The following is a 22965-nucleotide window of genomic DNA, read 5'->3' as shown; positions in this document are numbered from 1 at the left end:
AAATTGGGTTAGTGATATTTTTCCAGTATTTGTTCCAGGTCTGCCGGCTGGATATCCCGGTACAGATCGTCGTCTATCATCAGCGCCGGCGCATGATCGCAGGTACCGAGGCAGGCATTGGGCAGCAGTGTAAACCGTTCATCGGCTGTTGTCTGCCCATAACCGATCAGCAGTATTTCGTGTAACCGCTGCCGTAATACCGTATATCCCATCACGTAACAGCTGATGCTGTCACACAGCAATATCACATGGCGGCCTACCGGCTGGCGGAAAATGAGGTTATAGAACGTTGCCACGCTATCTACTTCAGCGGTGCTCATCTCCAGCATCGCAGCGATATCGGCCACACTTTCGTCAGATACCCAGCGGCGTTCCTGCTGTACAATCTTGAGCGCTTCAATACAGGCCGCCTTTTTAACAGGCACCTGTTGGAGCTCGTGTGTGATCTTTTCTATTTCGATAGCAGACAACATATCATTTTCGGGTTTTGATATTTTGTTATTTTGATATTTTGTTGCGTGGCCATGGTGCCGTTCATTACTGAAATAATTAAATAATCAAATAGTCCGATGGTAAAATTTCATCGGTCTATATCCGCCAGCACATAATCCATTCCTCCCAGTATTGACAACAGATCGGCCACAGTGTACCCTTTGCTGATGAGCGGTATCATCTGCATGTGGGGGAATGACGGCGTCCGGATACGGGTACGGTAGGAAGCGGTATTACCATCGCTGATAAGGTAATAGCTGTTCCATCCTTTAGTCGCTTCGGTACATACCATGGCTTCTCCCGGCGGGATGACGGGTCCCCAGCTGACATTCAGAAAATGGTGTATGAGCGTTTCGATGTCATGCATGGTGTGTTGTTTCACTGGCGGGGTAGCCAGCGGGTGGTGCGATTTAAAATCGCCGGCAGGCATGTATTCCAGGCATTGTTGCACAATGCGGAGGCTCTGCCGCATTTCTTCCACCCGTACTACCGCGCGGTCGTAACAATCACCATTATGGGCGACCGGGATCTCGAAAGCAAAGTTTTCGTAGCCGCCATAGGGCCTTTTCTTGCGCATGTCCCATTCCAGGCCGCAGGCGCGCAGGCCGGGACCTGTAACTCCCCATTCTATGGCTTCTTCCAGTGTATAAATACCAATACCTTTGGTGCGTACTTTAAACAGGTAATTTTTCATGACCATTTTATCATACTCCCGTAGTTTGCGCGGGAAGTATTCCACAAAATTCTTAACCAGCGTGTCCCATCCTTTGGGCAGGTCCTGTGCCACGCCGCCGATGCGGAACCAATTGGGGTGCATGCGGCCGCCACAGATGGCCTCAATGATTTCAAATACACGTTCCCTGTCGGTGAACATATAGAAGACGGGCGACAACTGGCCCAGGTCCTGCGCAAACGTGCCATACCATACCAGGTGGCTGGCAATGCGGAACAGTTCACAGAGCATTATGCGGATGACTTGTGCGCGCAGCGGCACTTCAATACCGGCCAGTTTTTCCACCGCCAGCAGATAAGCCAGGTTGTTATTGACGCCGCCGAGGTAATCGACGCGGTCGGTGTAAGGGATATAGGTATGCCATGATTGCCGTTCACCCATTTTTTCTGCACCGCGGTGGTGGAAGCCGATATCCGGCACCGCATCGACGATGTTTTCCCCGTCCAGTTGCAGGATGATGCGTAACACACCGTGTGTGCCCGGGTGCTGGGGCCCGATGTTCAGGAACATAAAATCGGCATCGTCGCTATGGCGCTTCAGTCCCCATTCTTCGGGGCTGAATTGCAATGCGTGCTGTTCACGGTCAACTTTTTCATCGAAGAGTTTAAATGGCCCCATTTCAGTGGCGCGGGCGGGGTGCTCCTTTCGGAGCGGGTGCCCCTGCCAGGTGCGGGGCATGAGAATACGTTGCAGGTGTGGGTGGCCGTTGAACCGGATACCGAACATATCGAACACTTCCCGTTCATACCAGTTGGCAGCAGGCCATAGGTGGGTGATGGTGTCCTGGGAAGGGAATTCGCCGTGGAGGCCGACTTTCAGGCGTAAGAACTGATTTCTGTCAAAGGAGAAGAGTGTATATACCAGCGTGAAATCATATGGCTTGTGGCCGTTTTGCTCTTTTTTGTACGCACGCTCATCGATGGCCGTAAGGTCATAGAGCATACGAAAGGGCATTTTGATATCGTGTTTGAGGTATTGCAGTATGGCCACAATCTTCTCCTGTGGCGTCCTGAGGGTGGGCGTCTCATCCCGTGTAGTGAGCGGCGTGATGATATCTTCGCCGAAACGGGAGCTTAATTCCGCTACAATGCTCTCTGGCATGGCGTATTAAGTTTGACTGTGAGGGACAGGATTGTTGTTGATTCGTTCTTGCTTAGGTATTATTCATATAACCGTTACTGTTAGTAAACAATTTTATATTTCGTCAGGTGTTTTAAACTGTGTCATTTGTTGCCTGTGATCGTGTAGCCGTTCCCGCTGAGATGTTTTTTCGGGGCGTATCACGCCCTGGTCGCCGATTACCCAGCTGAGCGGCCGTTGTTCCTTGCCCACGCTGTCGCGCAGCAGGAGCAGTCCCTGCATAAAAGCGTCGGGGCGTGGCGGGCAGCCGGGCACGTACACATCTACCGGGAGGAACTTGTCCACCCCCTGCACTACGCTGTAGATATCGTACATACCGCCGGAGTTGGCGCAGGAGCCCATAGATATGACCCATCGGGGCTCCATCATCTGTTCATAGAGGCGTTTGATGACAGGCGCCATTTTGATGAATACGGTACCTGCTATGATCATCACGTCTGCTTCACGGGGAGTGCCACGGATCACCTCAGCACCGAAACGGGCGAGGTCGTATTTGGGGGTCATGGCAGTGGCCATTTCCACAAAACAACAGGACAGACCGAAGTGAAAGGGCCACATGGAATTCTGCCGTCCCCAGCCGAGGAGGCGTTCTACGCTGGAGAACAACACGCTTTGTTGCACCACGTCTTCCATGGAGGTGTTGCCAGCTATTTTACCAGCGGGGTCCCCGGCTTTTGTTAACCACCATTTCATATTATGCAGGTGTTATTGTTGAACAATGAGCACGGAGCATACGGTGTTACATCATGGCCTGTTGCTGTTGAAGCGGCGTAAAAGAATCGTTGTGTGCCTGGCTTTCTTTTTTGCGTTTCTTGTATGCGCGTAAAATTTTCCGGCCATCCGGACCGAAGTCCAGCGCACCATTCCGCCACTCATATATCAACACGGCCAGTAGGATGAGAATAAATACAGATACGCCTGCGAAGCCTACCCATCCCACTTCCTGGTAGGCGATGGCCCAGGAAATGATCATTACTGTTTCAATGTCAAAAATGACAAACAGCATGGCTATCAGGTAGAATTGAGAAGGGAAGCGAAGTCGTGCAGAGCCCGTGGACACTATACCGGATTCATATGCTTCACCGGTAGCACGGTCTTTATGCCGTTGCCCAAGTACATAAGACAGCCCCAGTATGAGACTAACCAGTATCAATACTATGCCGCCATATGCTACAAATGGCCAAACAGGGATGGTATCATTAACAGCGCTTTGCAAGGTGTTCGCCCTCCCGAGCGATTGACTTTAAAGTTCCGTTTATTACCAATCTTTTGAGTCTGCTTTTGAAGAATTGTGTCTTTAATCAAAACCGTTTTGGGGCAGGAAGAAAATATTGTTTCGGTAGTTAGTTATCATAACGTCAGAAACCTCATAACGGTATAGGCTATATGCTAATTTGAAATTACAATTAATCCGTCAATAAAACAAAAATGTTTTCACTGCGTCATGTATGCGTACCGGTTATATAACACTCCAGACTGGTGATGATATGGCGCTGATCGTCTATAATAAATTTCACTACGTCACCGATAGAAATAAGGCCTATCAGTCTTCCCTGCTCATCAGTAACAGGCAGGTGACGAATACGTTTGTCTGTCATCTTCACCATACAGTCTTCAATAGAGTCCTCTTCTGTAACAGTAATAGGACGCTCTGTCATAATTTCACGGATCAGTGTTTCCTTGGAAGCACGACCTTTTAAAATAACTCTGCGGGCATAATCCCGTTCAGAAAAAATCCCGAGGAATCTGTCATTTTCGTCTACTACAGTGAGCGCGCCCACATTACGGTCTACCAGCATTTGCAGGGCTTCAAAAACGGTGTTGTCCGGGCGGATAGAGTAAACCGCGTGACCCTTGCCCTGCAGGATATTACGTACTTTTCCCATGGCAAGCCTGTTTTAGAGAGTTAAGAAATATGAAAAAACCTTGTTTACCTAAGTTAAGCAATTTAACCGGGAATATCAAGGGAGAATTCAAACAGCCCTATAGGCGCCGGCTCCGGCGGGAAGGATGAAATATGCCCGCGCTCCCGGGGCTGAAGCCCCCGGAGCGATGATGTTATTCAGACTGTTTTAATGAAAAAACCCCGGATGATAGTCCGGGGTCCTATATAAATAAACAAGATGGCATATTGTTAATACAGCGTCTCTACACCTTTGACTACTGCGGGCTTGTCCTGGTGCAAGTCCAGCACCACGATCTCATTATTGCCTTTTTTCAGCCAGGAAGCGGGGCAATACAAACGATGCTGCGGCCCTATTTCCCAGTAGCGGCCCAGATTATGCCCGTTTACCCATACCAGGCCTTTTTTCCACGCGGACACGTCGATATAGGTATCGCCTGTTTGCGTCAGGGCGAACGTGCCTTTGAAGAACTGCCCGGGCCTGCTGGTATTTCCGGAGGAAGCTGTCAGGCCTGCCACCTCTTTTTCTGTCAGCGGCAATCCATATACGTCCCAGTTCATCAGGGTCATGCCATTGAGTGTCACACGTTCGGTGATGCCTTTACGGTCAATGATCGCGTCAGCGAAGTTGATACGTCCCATTCCTTCTACCAGCACTTCCAGTACAGGATTGGCCACATCTGTTTTAGGCAGCTCTATTGACTTTTCTCCCAGTCTGCGGTCTATTTTACCAACATATTGTCCGTTGAGGAACACTGTCGCGTAATCATGCAGGTCCCTGATCACCAGTTTCCCGCTTTTATGGCCGATGAGCGTTGTTTTATACAGCATAAAGCCATAATCCTGGCCATAGGCCTCAAATGGGCGTGGCTGAACGTCGTGTACCGCCTTCGGCAGATGGTCCCACAGGCTGGTGAAGGGTGTCAGGGTCACCTCCGGAAAACTGATCACGGGAACAGGCGCCGGCACAGGAGGTAATTTTTTGCCTTTAGGGAGATAGGACGCCAGTAATTGGCGTAAGGCTTCGTACTTGGGCGTAACCCTTCCCTGCTCGTTAATCGGCGCATCATAATCGTAACTGGTGACGTCCGGCTCATAACCTTTGCCACCGGAGTTGGCGCCGGCGGTATAACCGAAGTTGGTGCCGCCATGGACCACATACAGGTTGAATGAACGTTTGGTGTCCATCAGGAATTTCACTTCTTTCACGATACCTTCGGTACCCGGCCGTTGCCAGGCTTCGCCCCAATGTGTCAGCCAGCCGGGATACGACTCACTACTGAAAGCCGGTACGTCAGGGTTTTGTTTTTTAGCTGCTGCAAAGTCAGCTTCCGACCCGCCAGAATCCAGGCCGATAGCGGCGCCATCAACGGTGCCGGCTTCCAGCATAAAGGCGGTAGGGCCGTCAGCGGTATAAAAAGGTATGTCAATGCCGTTTTTCACCCACAGGTCTTTGAGCGCATGCAGGTAATTTTTGTCATTGCCATAACTGCCATATTCGTTTTCTATCTGCATCATCACTACCGGGCCACCGTTGGTCACCAGCATGGGTTTCACTTCGGCAGCCAGGTTCGTTACATAACGTGTGACGGCTTCCATATAACGCGGGTCCATACACCGTACCTTGATATCGGGCGTCTGTAGCAGATAAGGCGGTAATCCGCCAAACTCCCATTCGGCGCATACGTACGGACCGGGGCGCAGTATCACCCACATGCCTTCTTCCTGGGCAATGCGGATAAATTCCGCAATATTGTGATTGCCGGTACTGAAATCGAACTGCCCTTTTGTCTGCTCGTGATAGTTCCAGAACACATAAGCGGCAATGGTGTTGCAGCCCATGGCTTTGGTCATTTTAATGCGGTGACGCCAGTATTCATGCGGGATACGCGCCGGGTGCATTTCTCCGCTGATCATCTGAAAGGGTTTGCCATCCAGCAGGAACTCCGATTGGCTGAGGGCAAAAGTGTGTTTTTGCTGTGCAAAGGCGGCCTGTCCCAGGGTGCAGGACAAAGCCAGTGCGAGTATTGTCTTTTTCATTGGTTCACTTTGATATGAATTACAAATTACGAATTACGAATTACGAATTGAGGGCTGTCTCATAGGGCGATTACTTATTAACCGCTTTATAAGACAGCCCTCAATTCGTAATTCGTAATTTGTAATTCGTAATTGTATTAGATATTTCCTTTCTTCAGCTCATTTACGGCATGGTCACAGGCTCTTGCTGTGAGCGCCATGTAGGTGATTGACGGGTTTACACAGGAAGAAGAGGTCATACATGCACCATCAGTGACGAACACGTTTTGGGCTTCATGTACCTGGTTGAAACCGTTAAGCACCGAAGTTTTCGGGTCTCTGCCCATTCTGGCGGTGCCCATTTCATGAATACAGTGGCCGGGAGGTGGCGCACCGTCGTAACCATGTACGTTTTTCAGTCCTGCTGCTTCCAGCATTTCGATGGCGCTTTGCTGCATGTCTTTGCGCATAGCTTTTTCGTTCTCCTTGAATTCACAGTCGATATCAAGGGTAGCGAGGCCGTATTTATCTTTTTTGTCTTTGTTGAGCGATACTTTATTCTCAAAGTATGGCAGGTGCTCACCCCAGGAACCGATGCCCATGCTCCATTTGCCAAGGCCTGTCTGTGCTTCTTTTAATGCTACGCCGATGCCTTCGAAGGTCTCGCCTCTTCCTCTGCCGGCGCCTCCCTGGTAACCGAACCCACGCACATAATCTTTCTGTTTCGTTTGATCGTTGACGTTACGGAAGCGGGGAATGTAGATGCCATTGGGCCTGCGGCCTGCGCCATGATACTGGTCTTCAAAACCGTCAAATTCACCGCCGGCCCCTACGCCGTAGTGGTGGTCCATCAGGTTATGGCCCAGTTGTCCGCTGGCATTGCCGAAGCCGTTAGGGAAACGGTCAGATACGGAATTGAGCATGATCCAGGCAGTGCCCAGCGTAGAAGCGTTGAGGAAGATGATATTCGCGTAGTATTCTACTGTTTGCAGGGTATGCGCGTCCATTACACGAACGCCGGTCGCTTTGCCTTTGTCCTTATCGTACAGTACCTCCAGCACGATGGAATCTGGGCGCAGGGTGAGATTGCCTGTAGCGGCGGCAGCCGGCAGAGTAACGCCGTTGCTGCTGAAATAGCCGGTGAACGGACATCCGCGGGCGCACATGCTGCGGTACTGACAAGGGCCGCGGTTATTGAGGCCTTTGGTCAGGTGTGCAGCACGACCGATGGTCATGATACGATCATTATATTTCTCTTTGATACGGGCAGCCACGTGCTTTTCCAGGCAGTTCATTTCCATGGGAGGCAGGAAAACGCCGTCAGGCAATTGCGGCAGTCCTTCCGCCTGGCCGCTTACACCGATATACTTCTCTACATAAGCATACCAGGGCGCAATGTCTTTGTAACGGATAGGCCAGTCTACACCGTGACCGTCCTTCGCGTTGGCCTCGAAGTCCAGGTCGCTCCAGCGGTACACCTGACGGCCCCACATGATGGAGCGGCCGCCTACATGGTATCCGCGCAGCCAGTTGAACGGTTTTACTTCGTTGTACGGATTTTCTTTATCATTCACCCAGAACTGCTGGGTAGCTTCGTCAAAGGCATAACAACGGCTCTGGATGGGATGGTTTTCCCGCATCTCGTTGCTGGTCTGCAGGTGGTGTTTAAACTCCCAGGGGTCCATGGTAGCGGTAGTATAGTCCTTGATATGCTCCACGTTGCGTCCCCTTTCCAGCACCAGTGTCTTAAGTCCTTTCTCTGTGAGCTCTTTGGCAGCCCAGCCGCCGCTGATACCGGAGCCAACCACGATGGCATCGTAGGTATTTTCCTTTGTCGCTTTTATATTGAGGTTCATGATATGTTGATGTGTGGTCCAGATTCAAAAATTGAAATGCAGCGAGTGACACCGCTGCATTTCAGTTTCCCTAAATTTTACTAAATCAAAAATTAAATGATCAATATGTCGATAATCAAATAATTAGATGTTGCCTTTTTTCAGTTCTTTCACGGCATAATCGGCAGCGCGTGCGGTGAGGGCCATGTACGTGAGCGACGGGTTTACGCAGGCCGCGGAGGTCATGCAGGCGCCGTCTGTTACGAACACGTTTTTCACTGCGTGCATCTGGTTGAAGCCGTTGAGCACGGAAGTTTTCGGATCGCGACCCATGCGGGCGGTACCCATTTCATGGATGGCCATGCCCGGATAAGAGCCGTTATCGTATGTTTTCACGTTTTTGAGACCGGCCGCTTCCAACATTTCGGCGGCATCGTTCATCATATCCACGCGCATTTTCTTTTCGTTCTCTTTGAATTCGGCGTCGAATTTCAACACTGGCTGGCCCCATGCGTCTTTTACGGAAGTATCGAGGGTCACCACGTTGTCTTCGTACGGAAGGCATTCGCCGAAGCCCCCGAGGCCCATGCTCCATTGACCTGGTTCGGTGAGCATTTCCTTGAAGTCTTTGCCCACGCCCATTTCAGCGATGCCACGGCTCCATCCGCCACGGCCGGCGCCGCCCTGGTAACCGAAACCGCGGAGATAATCGCGTTTGTCGTTACCGATATTGCGGTAGCGAGGCACATAGATACCGTTGGCACGGCGACCGAAGAAGTATTTATCGTCATAGCCTTCAGCGGTACCGGAAGCGCCTGTACGGAAATGATGGTCCATCAGGTATTTGCCCAGTACGCCACTGTCGTTGCCCAGTCCGTTAGGGAAGCGGGAAGAAGTGGAGTTGAGCATCACGAAGGTGGAGCCGAGGGTGGAACCGTTGATGAAGATGATCTTGGCGTAGTATTCCACCATTTCCTTGGTGTTTTTGTCGATCACCCTTACACCGGTTGCTTTGCCTTGTTTTTCGTCGTAGATAACAGAATTTACGATGGCGTCCGGATGGAGCGTCAGGTTACCGGTGGCCATGGCAGCAGGCAGCGTAGACGACTGCGTGCTGAAGTAGGCGCCAAACGGACATCCGCGGCTGCACAGGTTACGGAACTGACAGCTTTCACGGCCGGGCAGTGGCTTGGTAATGTTTGCCACACGGCCCATGGTGATAATACGGCCTTTATATTTGCTTTCAACGGCTTTTTTCACGTCTTTTTCCACGCAGTTCATTTCCATAGCGGGCATGAACTGGCCATCAGGCAGCTGGGGCAGTCCTTCTTTCTGACCGCTGATGCCGGCAAATTTCTCTACATAGTCGTACCAGGGCGCTATGTCTTTATAACGGATCGGCCAGTCTACGGCGATACCGTCTTTCAGGTTGGCTTCAAAGTCAATATCGCTCAAACGGTAGGACTGGCGGCCCCACATGATGGACTTACCGCCTACGATGTCAGGACGGTACCAGTCGAAGCGTTTTACTTCGTTATATGGGCTCTGGGAGTCGTTGATCCAGTATTTTTCGTTGTGCTCACTATAAGGGTAGTCGCGGCTCAGTTTGGGATGGGTTTCGCGCTGGTCTACGGTGATGCGGCCACGATGCGTAAATTCCCATGGGTCTTTGGTCGCTGTTTCGTAGTCTTTCACGTGTTCCAGTTTCTTGCCACGGTCCAGCATCAGTACCTTCAGGCCTTTTTCTGTCAGTTCTTTGGCAGCCCAGCCACCGCTTACACCGGAGCCGATGACGATAGCGTCATAGGTGTTCTGCTCCTGTGCTTTGATATTTAAGTTCATGGAATGTCATTATGGGTTTGAAAAGAAAGATACCGGCCGGCGCGGGCCAGCCATTCCGCCTGTCTGTAATGACGGCTTAAACAGCCCAGGCTTTATCACCTTTTTTGTAAGGGATGCAACCTTCGTACTTACCAGGTACCGGCACATAGCGTAATGCCTGGGTAGCGCCTTCCTTGGACGTGAAATAACCCAGCAGGGTCAGTTCCTTCAGGTACTGGAAGTAATGGGTAGGATCGCCTTCTTTCTTGTCTTTCCGTTTGTTGTACTCCACCCGCTCTTTATCGATCTGGGTGAGTAATTCGGTGCGCTGCTCAGGGGTAATGTCCATAAAGTTCTTTTTGAACTGTTTCTGGCTGGCAGCATCAATTTTCTTCAGGCCATCGAGGAATACCTCCTGGTCGCTTTTTTTGTAGCAATCGTTCATCATCACTACAATGAAATCGTCAACCTTGGCGGCTTTGGCACCAGGTGTACTGGTGGTGGGTATGATGGTTTCCGCTATTTCAGCCAGTAACGCTTTGGTTTCAGGCTTGTGCAAATCATAGTTTTTCGGTGCGGAACCGGTGCAGCTTTCTAATGCTGATAACGTGGAAGCGGAAATGGCAGTCCCCAACAAAATCGCCACATTCCTGATTGCGTCTCTTCTGTGCATAAATAGTATATTGATTTGACCTTTGGACAAGTTTCAAAAAAAAAATCTAAAAAACAAATAGAATAATGATGAAATACGCGTGATAGATACCGAATCGTTGAAAAAAACGAAGATCCGGGCAATTTATTATATGCCCGGATCTTCGTTTTATTTTTACCAGTGGTCAGGATAGTCCCGGCCTACATAATATACTTGCCCCTGTCGTCTACCATTACGACTGGCAGACGGTGGTGTTTCTCAAAATAATCGTACGCACTCCGCAGCTCTGTCCAGAACTGTTTGGAGGAGTTGTCGGTCAGGGAGAAGTTGCCCAGGTACTCCATTGACCGGCTGTTACCGAATTTTACCGGGAATACGTGTACTGGAATAAAGTCCTGGCCGGCATTTTTGGCGTTTACGGCCAGAATGTACACCTCATCGATGAATTCGTTGGTCAGCGGGATACAGCCCACCGTGATACAATCGCCATGGATGTAGATTTCGCCGCCTGGTTTTTTCGGATCGCTCAGGATGCGGTCAGAAAAATTAGGGTAGTTGATACCCAGCGACAAGTGATAGTTGCTGTTTGGGTTGAAGTCGTTGATATAATAGAACCCTTCCGGTACCTGGCGGTCGCCTTCTTTTCTTTTAGGCCCCATTTTACCCGACAGGGTACACACCCGGTACGATTTAAACAGGCGGAACGTATCGGCCACACTGTTCTTTACCCAAATTTCCATTTCACTGTCCAGCTTGAAAGAGCGGACGAAAATGTATTTGGCGGGATAAGTAAGGCCTTTTTTCTCAAATTCCTTCTTTAGTAGTTCTTCTTTTTCCCGGTACGCCTCCCCTACTTTAGGGAACATTTTCTGGTTATCCAGGAAAGACTGTTGAGCTGAAAGGGTCCCCACCCCCAACAACAACATAGCCAAAACAACAAGTCGCTTCATATCAGATTTTCACAAAATTTTAAGAATTACACCAGATTTATGTAAGCAAGATAAAACAATAAGAGTGACAAAATGAAATATATCACCATACTTACTTTTCTGTTGGCTATCTTCAGTATATAGTGCTTGTGCCCCTGATAGATCAATATCGCCGTAAATGCCTGAAAAATCCCACCTAATAAAAACAGTACGCCAAACAGTGTTTGTATGCTCATAAAAAAAACGAAACAGTTAATATGAATATTGTACCGTAAAGTTACGCGAATATTGTTATCCTCAGAGTTTTGTCCATTCCAGTTTAACAGTTCCTTCGTCCATGCCATTGCGGAATGTGCCGCGTACCGGGTACCTGCTGGCGTTGTAGGCGTAGCTATAGGTATGGGTGTAGGTACGGGAGGAATAGGCAGTGCTGATGCTTTCGGACAGTACGTTATGGGCTGAGAGGTTGGCAGGTGTCACGTCCATCAGGTAAGCCAGTTCCGGGCAGAGCTGTTGCGGGTTCTGCTGGCGGTCGTAGGTGTAGGTGACGGTGGAGGTGAGGTTAAAGCGGTTTTGGCCGGGCTGTTTGCCGTAGTTGTCCATCCGGGCCACATTGCCTTCCTTGTCCCAGGTGTACTGCTGATAGCCGGACACCTCAGTTTTAGCCGGCTGTACGGCCAGGTGGTAGCGGGCGCTGATTTTCCCGTCGGCGTTGTATACGAGGGAGTCTACAGTATATACCATATTGTTCCGGTAGTAACTGATCGTTTGCAATTGACGGCTGCCGGGCATGTAGCTGAAAGTCGCGTTCAGGTCGCCGGTGAGGGCCGTGGCGTCGTCCGTGGAGAGTGTCCTGACGAGGCGGCCGTTTTCATATACCGGCAGCTGTATGTCCTGCCAGGTGGTACCGTCTTCTGCCTGATGTACCTGGATGATTTTCCGGAGCGTTTTATCCGGGTTGTACTCCAGCGATGTGTTGCCTGCCGGGGAGGATATTTTGTGCAGATAAGTGCCTCCGGGCGTGTCTTTATCTGCCCGGAAAGCTGTTGCAAAGGCCATTGATGTTAACAACAAGGCACAGGTAGCCCATTGGGCTTTGGCATAATGTAGCATAGGTGTATATATTTAAAAAATTATCTATCTAAATATTTTAAAATATCATATATACAAATAGGGAAAAAGCCAGGAATATGGTTTTTATTTAAAGCATTGATTTTCGTCGGGTATATCTACGGAAAACAACACAGAATGGTTTTAGTGAAGATAATAAATATATATTATGAATTGTAATATATATTTTATTTTTATAATAATTTAAGAAGATATAAATACAGTGGCTGATTATAATTGATGAGTTTGCTATTGACAGCAGAAGCCACATTTTGTCGCTGGAAGATGCATAAAGCGTTCTACCCTGCTATGAGGGAAATAAAAAAACCGCACTGTGTTTCCACAGTGCGGTGCAGGCGTTGTTTTGTTTTAGCCTTCAGCAATATAGCAGGCTTGCGATGGAGGTTGTAACCAAAGCCGGGTTTCTATCCTAACAATTATAAATTACCGCGCAGGGCCTGTTCTCTCTCGATGGACTCAAACAGTGCCTTGAAATTTCCTTTACCGAAAGACTGGGCGCCTTTACGCTGTATGATTTCAAAAAATACGGTTGGACGGTCCTGGATAGGTTTTGTAAAAATCTGCAACAGATAGCCTTCATCATCGCGGTCAACCAGGATACCGAGCTTACGCAGTGGTTCTATAGACTCATCGATGGTACCTACTCTTTCCAGCAACGTATCATAGTAGGAACCAGGAACGGTCAGAAACTCCACGCCGCGGTCCTGCAGGTCGGAAACGGTTTGAATGATATCATTGGTAGCGATGGCAACGTGTTGCACGCCAGGGCCGCCATAGAAATCCAGGTACTCTTCGATCTGGGATTTTTTCTTCCCTTCAGCAGGTTCGTTGATCGGGAATTTCACACGGCCGTTACCGTTACTCATTACTTTACTCATGAGTGCCGAGTATTCGGTGGAGATATCGCTGTCGTCGAAGGAGATCAGGTTTTTGAAGCCCATGGTGCGCTCATAGAAAGACACCCAGGTATTCATTTCGTTCCAGCCTACGTTGCCCACGCAGTGGTCTACATATTGCAAACCGGTATCAGTAGGGTTATAGGCGGTCTTCCACTCCTTGTAACCTGGCAGGAACGGGCCATTATAATTTTTTCGTTCAATGAAGAGGTGTACGGTATCGCCGTAAGTCTGGATACCGCTGCGCACTACTTCGCCGAATTCATCTTTTTCCACCACTGGCTCCAGATAGGGAGTAGCGCCACGTTTAACGGTTTCTTCAAAAGCAGAACGGGCATCGTCTACCCAAAGCGCCAGCACCTTTACACCGTCGCCGTGTTTGGCCACATGGCGTGCAATATCGCCATCGGGCAACAGGGAGGTGGTCAGTACGAAGCGAAGTTTGTTTTGTACCAGCACATAGGAAGCCCGGTCTTTCACGCCGGTTTCAGGGCCGGCGTAGGCCACTGACTGAAAACCGAAAGCGGTCTTATAATAGTGTGCGGCCTGTTTTGCGTTTCCTACGTAAAACTCAACGTAATCAGTACCGTTCAATGGCAGAAAATCCTGCCCAGTCAGGTTGGAAGCGTTTGCTACTGCGGTTTCCATAATTCAGTGTTTTAGATTTTTGTTGTTTAAGTTGTTTTGGTGTGTATCTGTTGATGTTTTGTTGTTGTATTTTATTCTGCCCAGCTCATCACATAACCGCCGTCTTCAATGCCCAGTGCCGCCTCGGTGATTTGCAGGGGGTGGAAAGTGTCTACCATTACCGCCAGTTCTTTGGTTTCTTTGGCTCCAATGCTTTTTTCCACCGCTCCGGGATGCGGGCCATGCGGTATACCGGCAGGATGCAGTGTGATCATGCCACGGGTAACGTGTTTGCGGCTCATAAAGTCACCGTCCACATAGTAGAGCACTTCATCGCTGTCAATGTTGCTGTGATTGTAGGGAGCCGGTATGGCCTGCGGATGATAATCGAACAGACGCGGACAGAAAGAACACACTACGAAATTGTTGCCTTCAAATGTCTGATGTACCGGCGGTGGCTGGTGAACCCTGCCTGTGATAGGTTCAAAATCATGGATAGAAAAAGCGAAAGGATATTCACAACCATCCCATCCCACCACATCAAAAGGATGATGTTTATAGTGAATGGGATAGATCACCCCTTTCTTTTTTATGTTGATCAGGAAGTCTCCCTCCTGGTCTATCGTTTCCAGATTTTTAGGCTGCCTGATGTCGCGCTCACAATAGGGGGCATGTTCCAGCAGCTGTCCGTATTTGCTGAGATACCGCTTCGGATAACGCATAGGGCTAAACGATTCCACAATAAAAAGGCGGTTGTTTTCCGTAGCGAAACTGATTTGGTAAATGGTGCCGCGGGGAATCACCAGGTAGTCGCCGTAGCCGAATTCCAGTTGGCCGTATTGTGTTCTCAGCAATCCGCTTCCTTCGTGCACAAAAATCATTTCATCCGCGTCGGCATTTTTGTAAAAGTAGGTTTCCATGCTTTTACGTGGCGCGGCCAGTACGATATGCAGGTCACTGTTTACCAGTACGGCTTTGCGGCTTTTCAGGAAATCATCTTCCGGCTGGATATTAAAGCCCTGAAAGCTGCGGTGTTTCAGCATTTTCTCTTCCGCCACTTTCGGTGCCACCACATAGGGCTCATCCACTTTCACGATTTCAGTAGGCGGATGGCAGTGGTACAGCAGGCTGGAATGGGAAGAAAAACCCTCTGTAGAAAACAATTGTTCCGAATACAGTCCCCCGTCCGGTTTGCGGAACTGGGTATGTCGTTTATGTGGGATTTGTCCTAGTTGATGATAATGTGGCATAACGCGTTATTGATTAAAAGACTGTTTTGGTGTATGTAATATTGAATTGGTGTATGACGCTAAAAAATCTGTTGTATTGGATATTATCACGCAGCACAATAAAGGCTGATGCTAAAAGACAAATTGCCGGTAAAACGATGTGCGCACATGCAGCAACAGCGATAAGAAAGCCATTACAAAGTTACGCGATATAAACAGGAAAAGCAGCCGGAAGGGGCTGTTTCGGAAGGGTTATGCCAGAGCCGAATCCATGGCGAGGGTGGCCATGAGAAAGTAGTAGTTAAGCTGACTGTTGCTTGTATATTTCAGTGAAACGGACAAGTGGCGAATAATTTAGTCAGCTAAAGTTAAGGATATTTTATTTCCTTCCAAGTAAAATATTGTTTTAGCAGGAAAATACTAGCACCTAAAACCGTACACTTTGTTTTTATGGCCATTACCTTACCATCCTTTTAAAAACTATCTTAGTGTTCTTTAGTATATATATCATGAAATACTTATTGTTATTGTTTTTGTTGCCCTTTACTGTTTTGGCACAATCAAAAGGCCCCAACCAGCCGTTGAGCATCCCTAAAAGCTATAAAAAAGTGGCTGAGGCCACAGGCGATCTTGACAAGGACGGCAAGGACGAACAGGTGATGATCTATGACACGGAACCAGACAAGGAAGATAATTTTAAGAGGATATTATATATCTGCCGGGTCACTGACGGAGGATTAAGTCTCTGGCAACAAAAAGTGCTGGCTGTGCTGCCCGCCCATTCCATGCCACAGTACACCGAGGTAAAAGACCTGGCCATCAATCGCAATACGATAGTGCTCAAACAGGAAGAGTACCCCGGTGGCAGGAACCTCACACAATACACCCACATCTTCCGCTTTCAGCAAAACGACTGGTACCTGATCGGTTCCAGGGTCGCGATGAACACGAATTGTTGGGGCGCACAGATCTTCGAGATCAATTTTTCCACCGGCGACATAGTGGTGTCCGTGGTCCCCGATGGTGGTTGTGACGAAGAGAACAGTACCCAGCCAAAGAAAAGCCGCCAGCAATACAAACATACGTTTACCACCCTGCCTCTGCTGGATAAATTGCAATTGGGGGAAAACCAGCTGCATATTCCCGGATGCAAGGAGACGATTTATTATTGAGTCCCCAGGGCTGAAGCCCTGGGCGACAATTTGTTTCAGTTTATCGGCCGCATTCCGCTCGTTATTCTCCATCTCTTTTTATCGAAGATCATTTGTCATAGCTTATGTGACAAATGAAACATCATTTAGTGGTTCATTTTTCGCCTTTTTTGTCATAAAAATGTCTTTAAAACATTCTTTCCGACGTTCAAATCCAGCCTAAACTGAAATATACAGATCAAAAAAATCGCAGTATATCGTACAAAAATTCACGTTAAATAAAATTTTTTAAATAAAAACTAATTATATAGATATTATTTAGATGATTTATAAATATCCCCACTACCCTTTTATTTACCGGTAGAATTCCAGACTTTTGTTACACAATCGTCATAATAGTGCAAGCAATCGCTACATATCATCTCTCCTCCGCCACTCCCTCCTCCCAGGGGGAATGCCTGAGCACTATTATTACGACCACCATTACAACCCCGGCGCGGGGTTAGTTTTCACATATCATCCAGCGACCACACCCGTGGTAACAACCGGAAACCCGGAATATCCATTCGTATAAATTTTATTCACTATGCAAGTACTTAAGTTTGGTGGTACTTCCGTTGGAAGCGCCAAAGCCATAGACCAGGTTTGTCAGATCCTCAAAAAAAACAAGCCGGCAGGCCGTTATGCGATCGTTGTATCGGCGCTGGGCGGCACTACGGACAAGCTTATACGTTGCGGGCAACTGGCCGGTGAAGGCCAGGAACAATACAAGTCCGTATTACAGGAAATAGAAAACAGGCACCTGGACACTATCCGCGAATTGTTCCCTATCACTGCGCAAAGCAGCATGATCAGCCAACTGAAGAAAAAACTCAACACCCTTGAAAACCTGTGTGACGGCATCTTCCAGGTAGGTGAGCTAAGCGCCCGCTCGCTCGACAAAATCATGAGCTACGGAGAACTGATCTCCTGCGTGATCGTGGCGGAAAAGCTCAGGCAGCAAGGTTTCTCTGCTACCTGTAAAGACAGCCGGGAACTGATTATAACCGATAACAACTATGGCCACGCCACTGTTAACTTCCACGCCACCAACCACCTGATCACAGAATATTTTGCGCAGCATCCGGCAGACTATGTGGTACTGCCCGGCTTTGTGGCCGCAGCCGCCAATGGCGACACCACCACCCTGGGCCGCGGCGGTTCCGATTATACCGCCGCCATCATCGCCGCAGCTGTAAACGCAGACCTGCTCGATATCTGGACAGATGTAAGCGGCATGATGACTGCCGATCCCCGGCTGGTGTCCCAGGCCCTTCCCATTGCCCACATTTCTTATGAAGAAGCCATGGAGCTGTCACACTTCGGCGCCAAAGTAATTTATCCGCCCACCATACAACCGGTGATGGATAAACGAATTCCCATATGGATCAAAAACACCTTCGCCCCGGAAGACTATGGCACCCTGATACAGGACACAGAAGAGCGTTCTTTCCCGGTGACCGGCATCTCCGGCATTCAACATATATCCCTGCTCACCCTCGAAGGGAGTGGCATGGTCGGCATTCCCGGCTTCTCTAAAAGACTGTTTGAAGCGCTCCTACAGGAACGCATCAACGTTATTTTCATTACCCAGAGCTCTTCCGAACACTCTATCACCGTGGGCATACACGAAGCTGATATGCTGAAAGCCAAAACAGCGGTAGACAGTGAATTTGCCCAGGAGATACACGACAAACGCATCGATCCGCTGCAGGTGGAAAAAGACCTCTGCATCGTGGCAGTGGTGGGCGACAAAATGAAAAACCACCATGGCACCAGCGGCAAGCTGTTCGGCACCCTCGGCCGCAACGGCGTCAACGTCAGGGCTATCGCCCAGGGCTCTACGGAGAAAAACATCTCCGCCGTGATCAATAAAGCAGATCTCAAAAAAGCGCTCAACCTGATACATGAAGCGTTTTTCGAAGCACCGCTCAAACAGGTCAACCTGTTCGTGGCCGGCGTAGGCAATGTAGGCAGCAAATTACTGGAACAACTGCAGCAACAACAGCATTACCTGCAGGAAGAACTGGGATTACAAATAAGAGTGGCCGGTATGGCCAACAGCAAAAACGCCCTGTTCAGCGAATATGGCATCGGCCTTCACGACTGGAAAAACCAGCTGACACAAGGCGACGCCATGGACCTGGCCTCCTTTGTGGAACGCATCAAAGCCATGAACCTGCGTAACAGCGTTTTCGTAGACAACACTGCCAGCGCCGATGTGGCCGCCGTGTACCATGAGTTCCTGCAACATGGCATCTCCGTGGTCACCTGCAACAAAATCGCCTGTTCATCGGACTATGCCTATTACAAAAAGCTGAAAGACCTGGCCCGTAAATACAACGCTTCCTTCCTCTTTGAAACCAATGTGGGCGCAGGCCTCCCCGTTATCAACACCCTCAATGACCTTGTAAGGAGCGGTGACAGGGTACAGAGCATTGAAGCGGTGCTTTCCGGCAGCCTGAACTTCGTATTTAACCACTTTGTGAATGGCAACAGTTTCCGCAGCGTGGTAAAAGCGGCACAGGACGAAGGTTACACTGAGCCCGATCCACGTATTGACCTCAGCGGCAAAGATGTAATGCGAAAAATCCTGATACTGGCACGAGAGAGTGGCGCCGCTATCGAAATGGACGATATCACCAACCATTCCTTCCTGCCGGAAGCCTGCCTGGACGCCCCGTCCGTAGCTGATTTCTACGAAACGCTGGACGAACATGCGGACCATTTCCAGCAGTTGTACCACGAAGCGGCCAGCGCCGGCAAGAGGCTGAAATTCGTGGCCCGCTATGCCGATGGCCAGGCATCCGTAGGCCTGCAATGTGTGGCGCCCGACCATCCCTTCTACAAACTGGAAGGCAAAGACAACATCGTGCTTTACACCACCAACCGGTACCAGGAACAGCCGCTGATTGTAAAAGGCGCCGGGGCCGGCGCAGACGTGACCGCCTCCGGAATTTTCGCAGACATCATCCGGTCGGCACGTTTATGACGTCCTGTTAAATCTCTGTAACCTCGTTGCACAAGCAACACCGAATGATTAAATTAATGAACGCAACCCTTCCCATATGGACAGTATAAAAGTATTCGCCCCCGGCACTGTTGCCAATGTAGCCTGTGGCTTCGATGTCATCGGTCTTGCCATGGACGCGCCCGGCGATGAGATGATCCTTCGCCGCACCAGCGCGCCTGGCATCCGCATCAAAGCCGTACACGGCGCCGACCTTCCCGTTGACCCGGCTAAAAACGTAGCCAGCGTGGCAGTTCAGGCATTGCTGCAGAAATATGGCCACCCCGATACCGGTATTGAAATAGAGATATTCAAACATATCCATCCCGGCAGCGGCATCGGCTCCAGCGCCGCCAGCAGCGCCGGTGCCGTCGTGGCGGTCAACCACCTGCTGGGTGAACCGTTCACCAAAAAGCAACTGGTACGCTTCGCCATGGAAGGAGAAAGACTGGCCTGTGGCTCCGCACATGCCGACAATGTGGCGCCGGCCATCCTCGGCGGGTTCACGCTGGTACGCAGCTACCGCCCGCTGGACATCACCACCCTGCATACCCCCGCAGAACTATGGGTGACCGTTATCCATCCGCAGATAGAAGTCAAAACCTCCGATGCCCGCGAAATACTCAAACAGAAAGTGCTGATGACAGACGCCATCCGCCAGTGGGGCAACGTAGGCGCCATGGTAGCCGCGCTCTACCAGGAAGACTATGACCTCATCAGCCGTTCACTGGAAGATGTTATCGTGGAACCGGTACGCTCTATCCTCATTCCCGCTTTCCAGGAACTGAAGCTCAAATGCAAGGAAGCCGGCGCACTCGGTGGCGGCATTTCCGGTTCAGGGCCGTCTGTGTTCATGCTCAGCAAAGGCGAAGCCAACGCACGCAAGGTCGCGGACACGATGAACAACGTATATGCGCCACTGGGAGTGGACTACAAAATATACGTGTCACGTATCAACACCGCCGGCGTTAAAATCATTGACTAATTTTTCACCAATCCAAATCGCATGCAGTATTATAGTTTACAGGACGCACAGCACAAAGCATCATTCGAAACCGCCGTTATACAAGGCATTGCGCCAGACAGAGGATTATACTTTCCCGCGCAGATCCCTTCATTGGACCCGGAATTTATTACTCACCTGCATACCTATACGGACCAGGAGATCGGCTATGAAGTGATCCGTCCGTTTATCGGCGATGAGATACCAGAAGCCGCACTGAAAAAGATTGTGAACGACACACTGCATTTTCCTTTTCCGATACAAAAGGTCACCGGTCACACTTACGCCCTGGAGCTTTTTCACGGCCCCACCCTCGCCTTTAAAGACGTAGGCGCCCGCTTCATGGCTGGTTGCCTCGGGTACTTCCGGCGTAGCAGCAGTCGGCCAGTCACCGTGCTGGTAGCTACTTCCGGCGACACCGGCGGCGCCGTGGCCAGTGGTTTTTATAATGTTCCCGGCGTAGATGTGGTCATCCTCTACCCTTCCAAAAAAGTAAGCACCTTACAGGAAAAACAACTGACCACCCTCGGCGGCAATATCCGTGCGCTGGAAGTACAGGGCACTTTCGATGACTGCCAGCGTATGGTGAAAAGTGCTTTCCTGGATGCAGACATACAGTCGCACCGGCAGCTCACCTCCGCCAATTCCATCAACGTGGCCCGCTGGCTGCCGCAGATGTTTTATTATTTCCTGGCCTACAAACAGATGAAAGCCGCCCATCCGCGGCTGGTGTTCGCCGTGCCCAGCGGTAACTTCGGTAATATCTGCGCCGGTATGATGGCCGCCGCCATCGGGCTGCCGGTATCTCATTTTGTTGCCGCCACCAACGTCAATGATACCGTGCCCCGATTCATGCAAAACGGCCGGTACGAACCGGGCAAAGCGGTACCTACCCTGTCCAACGCCATGGACGTGGCCGACCCCAGCAATTTCGTACGGGTATTACAGTTATTTGGCAACAGCCTGCCGGCATTAAAAGAAAAATTCACCGCTTACGCATACACGGACAAAGACACTGCTCGCACCATGGAACAGGTATGGAAAGAACACCATTATATGCTGGACCCTCACGGCGCCGTGGGTTATCTGGGCCTGCAGCAGTTTCTTGCTAATGCACCTGAGCTGACCGGCGTATTCCTGGAAACAGCACATCCCGTGAAGTTTGAAGACACCGCGCCCAAAGCCGTGCGTGACGAAATTCATACACCGCCCCGCGTGATGTCGCTCTATGGCAGGGAAAAAAACGCCACGCTCCTGCCGGCAGATTACGACGCGTTCAAAAACTGGTTAATGCGCTAAGGATTTCTTAGTTTTGGCGGCGTATGAAATATTTACCTATCCTCGTGGCCATGGCTGGCGTCGTGGCCTGCAACAATGACCACAAAAAGCCCGAACAGCAGGCTGGCGCCGACTCTGTGCTGTACAGCGATATTATCCGGCCGGTAACTGATTCTATCCAACATTTCCCGGACCAGGACGCGCTGTATTACCGCCGCGCATTACTGCTGTTCAATACAAATCCGAATCTTGCGCAGGCCGACTTTGAAAAAGCAGCCAGCCTGAAGCCGGCCAACCCCGACTATTGGGCAGGCGCCGGAGAAGCGGCACTGCTGGAGAGCCACTACGACAAAGCAGAGCTTTATTTCAGCAAAGCGCTGGCTAACGCTCCCACCTATACGTATCTTCAGTACAAGCTGGCCACGGCCATGCTGGAGAACAAACATGTCACACAGGCAGACAGCCTGGCCAACGTGCTGGCCGGCACCGCCGAAGGAAAGGACAAAGCTTTCTACCTGAAAGCCCGTATGGCAGAAGACCGTCATGACACTACGGCCGCCATTGAACATTTGAAAGCAGCCGTAGCCGCCGCCGGCCCGCATGCAGAATACGAAGCCGTGATGGAACTGGCCGACCTGCTGCGTGCCCGCAAAACTCCGGAAGCCGTACGTTATTATACAGCAGCGTGGCACCAGGACTCGCTCAATGCAGCTCCCCTCTACGATGCCGGACAGGTACAGGAAGAAATGGGCGACACCAACGCCGCCATGAACACCTACCGGAAATGCATCGTGGCCGATCCGGGGTTTGCACCCGCTTACATGGCGTTGGGCAATATCCACAGCAGCAGGAACCAATGGAAAGAAGCGTACAATTTCTATAATCTGGCAGCCAAGGCCGCTCCTACCGATGCACAGGCCTACTATCAGCGGGCCCGCTGCCAGGAACAGCTGGGCAATAAAAAAGAGGCGATAGACGACTATGCGAAAGCAGCGTCTTTCCGGAAAGATTTTAAAGAAGCAAAAGAAGCCATGCAACGGCTGAGCCGCTAAGCGGGCCAGCCGCGTTTATGTCCTT

The 22965-nt window shown here is 50.2% G+C and carries 18 protein-coding genes; 5 read left to right on the top strand and 13 right to left on the bottom strand.

What is annotated here, in order from left to right:
• Positions 1-8 precede the first annotated feature (8 nt).
• The 13 genes from nuoE to ACTJJS_RS05430 all read right to left on the bottom strand — a co-directional run bounded on the left by nuoE (position 9) and on the right by ACTJJS_RS05430 (position 15428).
• Positions 9-473: an NADH-quinone oxidoreductase subunit NuoE gene (gene nuoE, locus ACTJJS_RS05490; RefSeq protein WP_168868953.1), complete on the bottom strand. Its 465-nt coding sequence runs from the start codon at positions 471-473 to the stop codon at positions 9-11.
• A gap of 107 nt (positions 474-580) precedes the next feature.
• Entirely contained in the window at positions 581-2326 is a 1746-nt protein-coding gene (gene nuoC, locus ACTJJS_RS05485) for an NADH-quinone oxidoreductase subunit C/D (protein ID WP_440662783.1), read from the bottom strand.
• A 93-nt stretch (positions 2327-2419) separates the two neighbouring features.
• Positions 2420-3058, bottom strand: coding sequence for an NADH-quinone oxidoreductase subunit B (locus ACTJJS_RS05480; RefSeq protein WP_168868955.1), 639 nt, complete (start codon positions 3056-3058; stop codon positions 2420-2422).
• A gap of 46 nt (positions 3059-3104) precedes the next feature.
• Positions 3105-3581 carry an NADH-quinone oxidoreductase subunit A gene (locus ACTJJS_RS05475; protein WP_211092506.1) on the bottom strand — a complete coding sequence of 159 codons (477 nt, stop codon included), beginning with the start codon at positions 3579-3581 and terminating at the stop codon, positions 3105-3107.
• A gap of 226 nt (positions 3582-3807) precedes the next feature.
• On the bottom strand, positions 3808-4251 hold the full coding sequence (locus tag ACTJJS_RS05470; RefSeq protein ID WP_168868956.1) for a CBS domain-containing protein: 444 nt from the start codon (positions 4249-4251) through the stop codon (positions 3808-3810).
• Positions 4252-4499: 248 nt separating this feature from the next.
• A complete protein-coding gene (locus tag ACTJJS_RS05465) occupies positions 4500-6308 on the bottom strand; it encodes a glycoside hydrolase family 35 protein (protein ID WP_440662782.1) in 1809 nt (602 codons plus the stop codon).
• A 137-nt stretch (positions 6309-6445) separates the two neighbouring features.
• Entirely contained in the window at positions 6446-8143 is a 1698-nt protein-coding gene (locus ACTJJS_RS05460; RefSeq protein ID WP_440662781.1) for a GMC oxidoreductase, read from the bottom strand.
• A gap of 123 nt (positions 8144-8266) precedes the next feature.
• Positions 8267-9964, bottom strand: a complete 1698-nt coding sequence (locus tag ACTJJS_RS05455) for a GMC oxidoreductase (protein ID WP_168868958.1) — start codon at positions 9962-9964, stop codon at positions 8267-8269.
• Between the two features lie 76 nt (positions 9965-10040).
• On the bottom strand, positions 10041-10616 hold the full coding sequence (locus ACTJJS_RS05450; protein ID WP_168868959.1) for a gluconate 2-dehydrogenase subunit 3 family protein: 576 nt from the start codon (positions 10614-10616) through the stop codon (positions 10041-10043).
• A gap of 179 nt (positions 10617-10795) precedes the next feature.
• Positions 10796-11545 carry a L,D-transpeptidase family protein gene (locus ACTJJS_RS05445; protein ID WP_440662780.1) on the bottom strand — a complete coding sequence of 250 codons (750 nt, stop codon included), beginning with the start codon at positions 11543-11545 and terminating at the stop codon, positions 10796-10798.
• Between the two features lie 276 nt (positions 11546-11821).
• Complete coding sequence (locus tag ACTJJS_RS05440) at positions 11822-12637, bottom strand: hypothetical protein (RefSeq protein ID WP_440662779.1); 816 nt, start codon at positions 12635-12637, stop codon at positions 11822-11824.
• A 434-nt stretch (positions 12638-13071) separates the two neighbouring features.
• Complete coding sequence (gene hppD / locus ACTJJS_RS05435; RefSeq protein WP_440662778.1) at positions 13072-14199, bottom strand: 4-hydroxyphenylpyruvate dioxygenase; 1128 nt, start codon at positions 14197-14199, stop codon at positions 13072-13074.
• A 71-nt stretch (positions 14200-14270) separates the two neighbouring features.
• The gene (locus ACTJJS_RS05430) at positions 14271-15428 is read right to left on the bottom strand and encodes a homogentisate 1,2-dioxygenase (protein ID WP_343746853.1); all 1158 of its coding nucleotides are present in this window, start codon (positions 15426-15428) and stop codon (positions 14271-14273) included.
• Positions 15429-15916: 488 nt separating this feature from the next.
• On the opposite strand from ACTJJS_RS05430, the gene ACTJJS_RS05425 reads away from it, so the two are divergent.
• The 5 genes from ACTJJS_RS05425 to ACTJJS_RS05405 all read left to right on the top strand — a co-directional run bounded on the left by ACTJJS_RS05425 (position 15917) and on the right by ACTJJS_RS05405 (position 22940).
• Positions 15917-16579 carry a hypothetical protein gene (locus tag ACTJJS_RS05425; RefSeq protein WP_440662777.1) on the top strand — a complete coding sequence of 221 codons (663 nt, stop codon included), beginning with the start codon at positions 15917-15919 and terminating at the stop codon, positions 16577-16579.
• 565 nt (positions 16580-17144) lie between these two features.
• Positions 17145-19589 carry a bifunctional aspartate kinase/homoserine dehydrogenase I gene (gene thrA, locus ACTJJS_RS05420; protein ID WP_440662776.1) on the top strand — a complete coding sequence of 815 codons (2445 nt, stop codon included), beginning with the start codon at positions 17145-17147 and terminating at the stop codon, positions 19587-19589.
• A gap of 76 nt (positions 19590-19665) precedes the next feature.
• Positions 19666-20592, top strand: a complete 927-nt coding sequence (locus tag ACTJJS_RS05415; protein ID WP_440662775.1) for a homoserine kinase — start codon at positions 19666-19668, stop codon at positions 20590-20592.
• A gap of 21 nt (positions 20593-20613) precedes the next feature.
• Positions 20614-21909 (top strand): threonine synthase, encoded by a 1296-nt coding sequence (thrC, locus tag ACTJJS_RS05410; RefSeq protein WP_440662774.1) that lies wholly within the window; start codon positions 20614-20616, stop codon positions 21907-21909.
• 23 nt (positions 21910-21932) lie between these two features.
• Complete coding sequence (locus ACTJJS_RS05405; RefSeq protein WP_440662773.1) at positions 21933-22940, top strand: tetratricopeptide repeat protein; 1008 nt, start codon at positions 21933-21935, stop codon at positions 22938-22940.
• Positions 22941-22965 lie beyond the last annotated feature (25 nt).

Origin of the sequence: Chitinophaga sp. 22308 (assembly GCF_052045305.1) — a bacterium.
Classification (GTDB): Bacteria; Bacteroidota; Bacteroidia; order Chitinophagales; family Chitinophagaceae; genus Chitinophaga; species Chitinophaga varians_A.
Note: the sequence above shows the minus strand (reverse complement) of the source record. Positions and strands in the feature narration are given on the sequence as shown.

Excerpts from the sequence above, each read along its gene's own strand:
- nuoE (WP_168868953.1), bottom strand. The coding sequence starts at position 473 with ATGTTGTCTGCTATCGAAATAGAAAAGATCACACACGAGCTCCAACAG.
- nuoC (WP_440662783.1), bottom strand. The coding sequence starts at position 2,326 with ATGCCAGAGAGCATTGTAGCGGAATTAAGCTCCCGTTTCGGCGAAGAT.
- ACTJJS_RS05480 (WP_168868955.1), bottom strand. The coding sequence starts at position 3,058 with ATGAAATGGTGGTTAACAAAAGCCGGGGACCCCGCTGGTAAAATAGCT.
- ACTJJS_RS05470 (WP_168868956.1), bottom strand. The coding sequence starts at position 4,251 with ATGGGAAAAGTACGTAATATCCTGCAGGGCAAGGGTCACGCGGTTTAC.
- ACTJJS_RS05465 (WP_440662782.1), bottom strand. The coding sequence starts at position 6,308 with ATGAAAAAGACAATACTCGCACTGGCTTTGTCCTGCACCCTGGGACAG.
- ACTJJS_RS05460 (WP_440662781.1), bottom strand. The coding sequence starts at position 8,143 with ATGAACCTCAATATAAAAGCGACAAAGGAAAATACCTACGATGCCATC.
- ACTJJS_RS05455 (WP_168868958.1), bottom strand. The coding sequence starts at position 9,964 with ATGAACTTAAATATCAAAGCACAGGAGCAGAACACCTATGACGCTATC.
- ACTJJS_RS05450 (WP_168868959.1), bottom strand. The coding sequence starts at position 10,616 with ATGCACAGAAGAGACGCAATCAGGAATGTGGCGATTTTGTTGGGGACT.
- ACTJJS_RS05445 (WP_440662780.1), bottom strand. The coding sequence starts at position 11,545 with ATGAAGCGACTTGTTGTTTTGGCTATGTTGTTGTTGGGGGTGGGGACC.
- ACTJJS_RS05440 (WP_440662779.1), bottom strand. The coding sequence starts at position 12,637 with ATGCTACATTATGCCAAAGCCCAATGGGCTACCTGTGCCTTGTTGTTA.
- hppD (WP_440662778.1), bottom strand. The coding sequence starts at position 14,199 with ATGGAAACCGCAGTAGCAAACGCTTCCAACCTGACTGGGCAGGATTTT.
- ACTJJS_RS05430 (WP_343746853.1), bottom strand. The coding sequence starts at position 15,428 with ATGCCACATTATCATCAACTAGGACAAATCCCACATAAACGACATACC.
- ACTJJS_RS05425 (WP_440662777.1), top strand. The coding sequence starts at position 15,917 with ATGAAATACTTATTGTTATTGTTTTTGTTGCCCTTTACTGTTTTGGCA.
- thrA (WP_440662776.1), top strand. The coding sequence starts at position 17,145 with ATGCAAGTACTTAAGTTTGGTGGTACTTCCGTTGGAAGCGCCAAAGCC.
- ACTJJS_RS05415 (WP_440662775.1), top strand. The coding sequence starts at position 19,666 with ATGGACAGTATAAAAGTATTCGCCCCCGGCACTGTTGCCAATGTAGCC.
- thrC (WP_440662774.1), top strand. The coding sequence starts at position 20,614 with ATGCAGTATTATAGTTTACAGGACGCACAGCACAAAGCATCATTCGAA.
- ACTJJS_RS05405 (WP_440662773.1), top strand. The coding sequence starts at position 21,933 with ATGAAATATTTACCTATCCTCGTGGCCATGGCTGGCGTCGTGGCCTGC.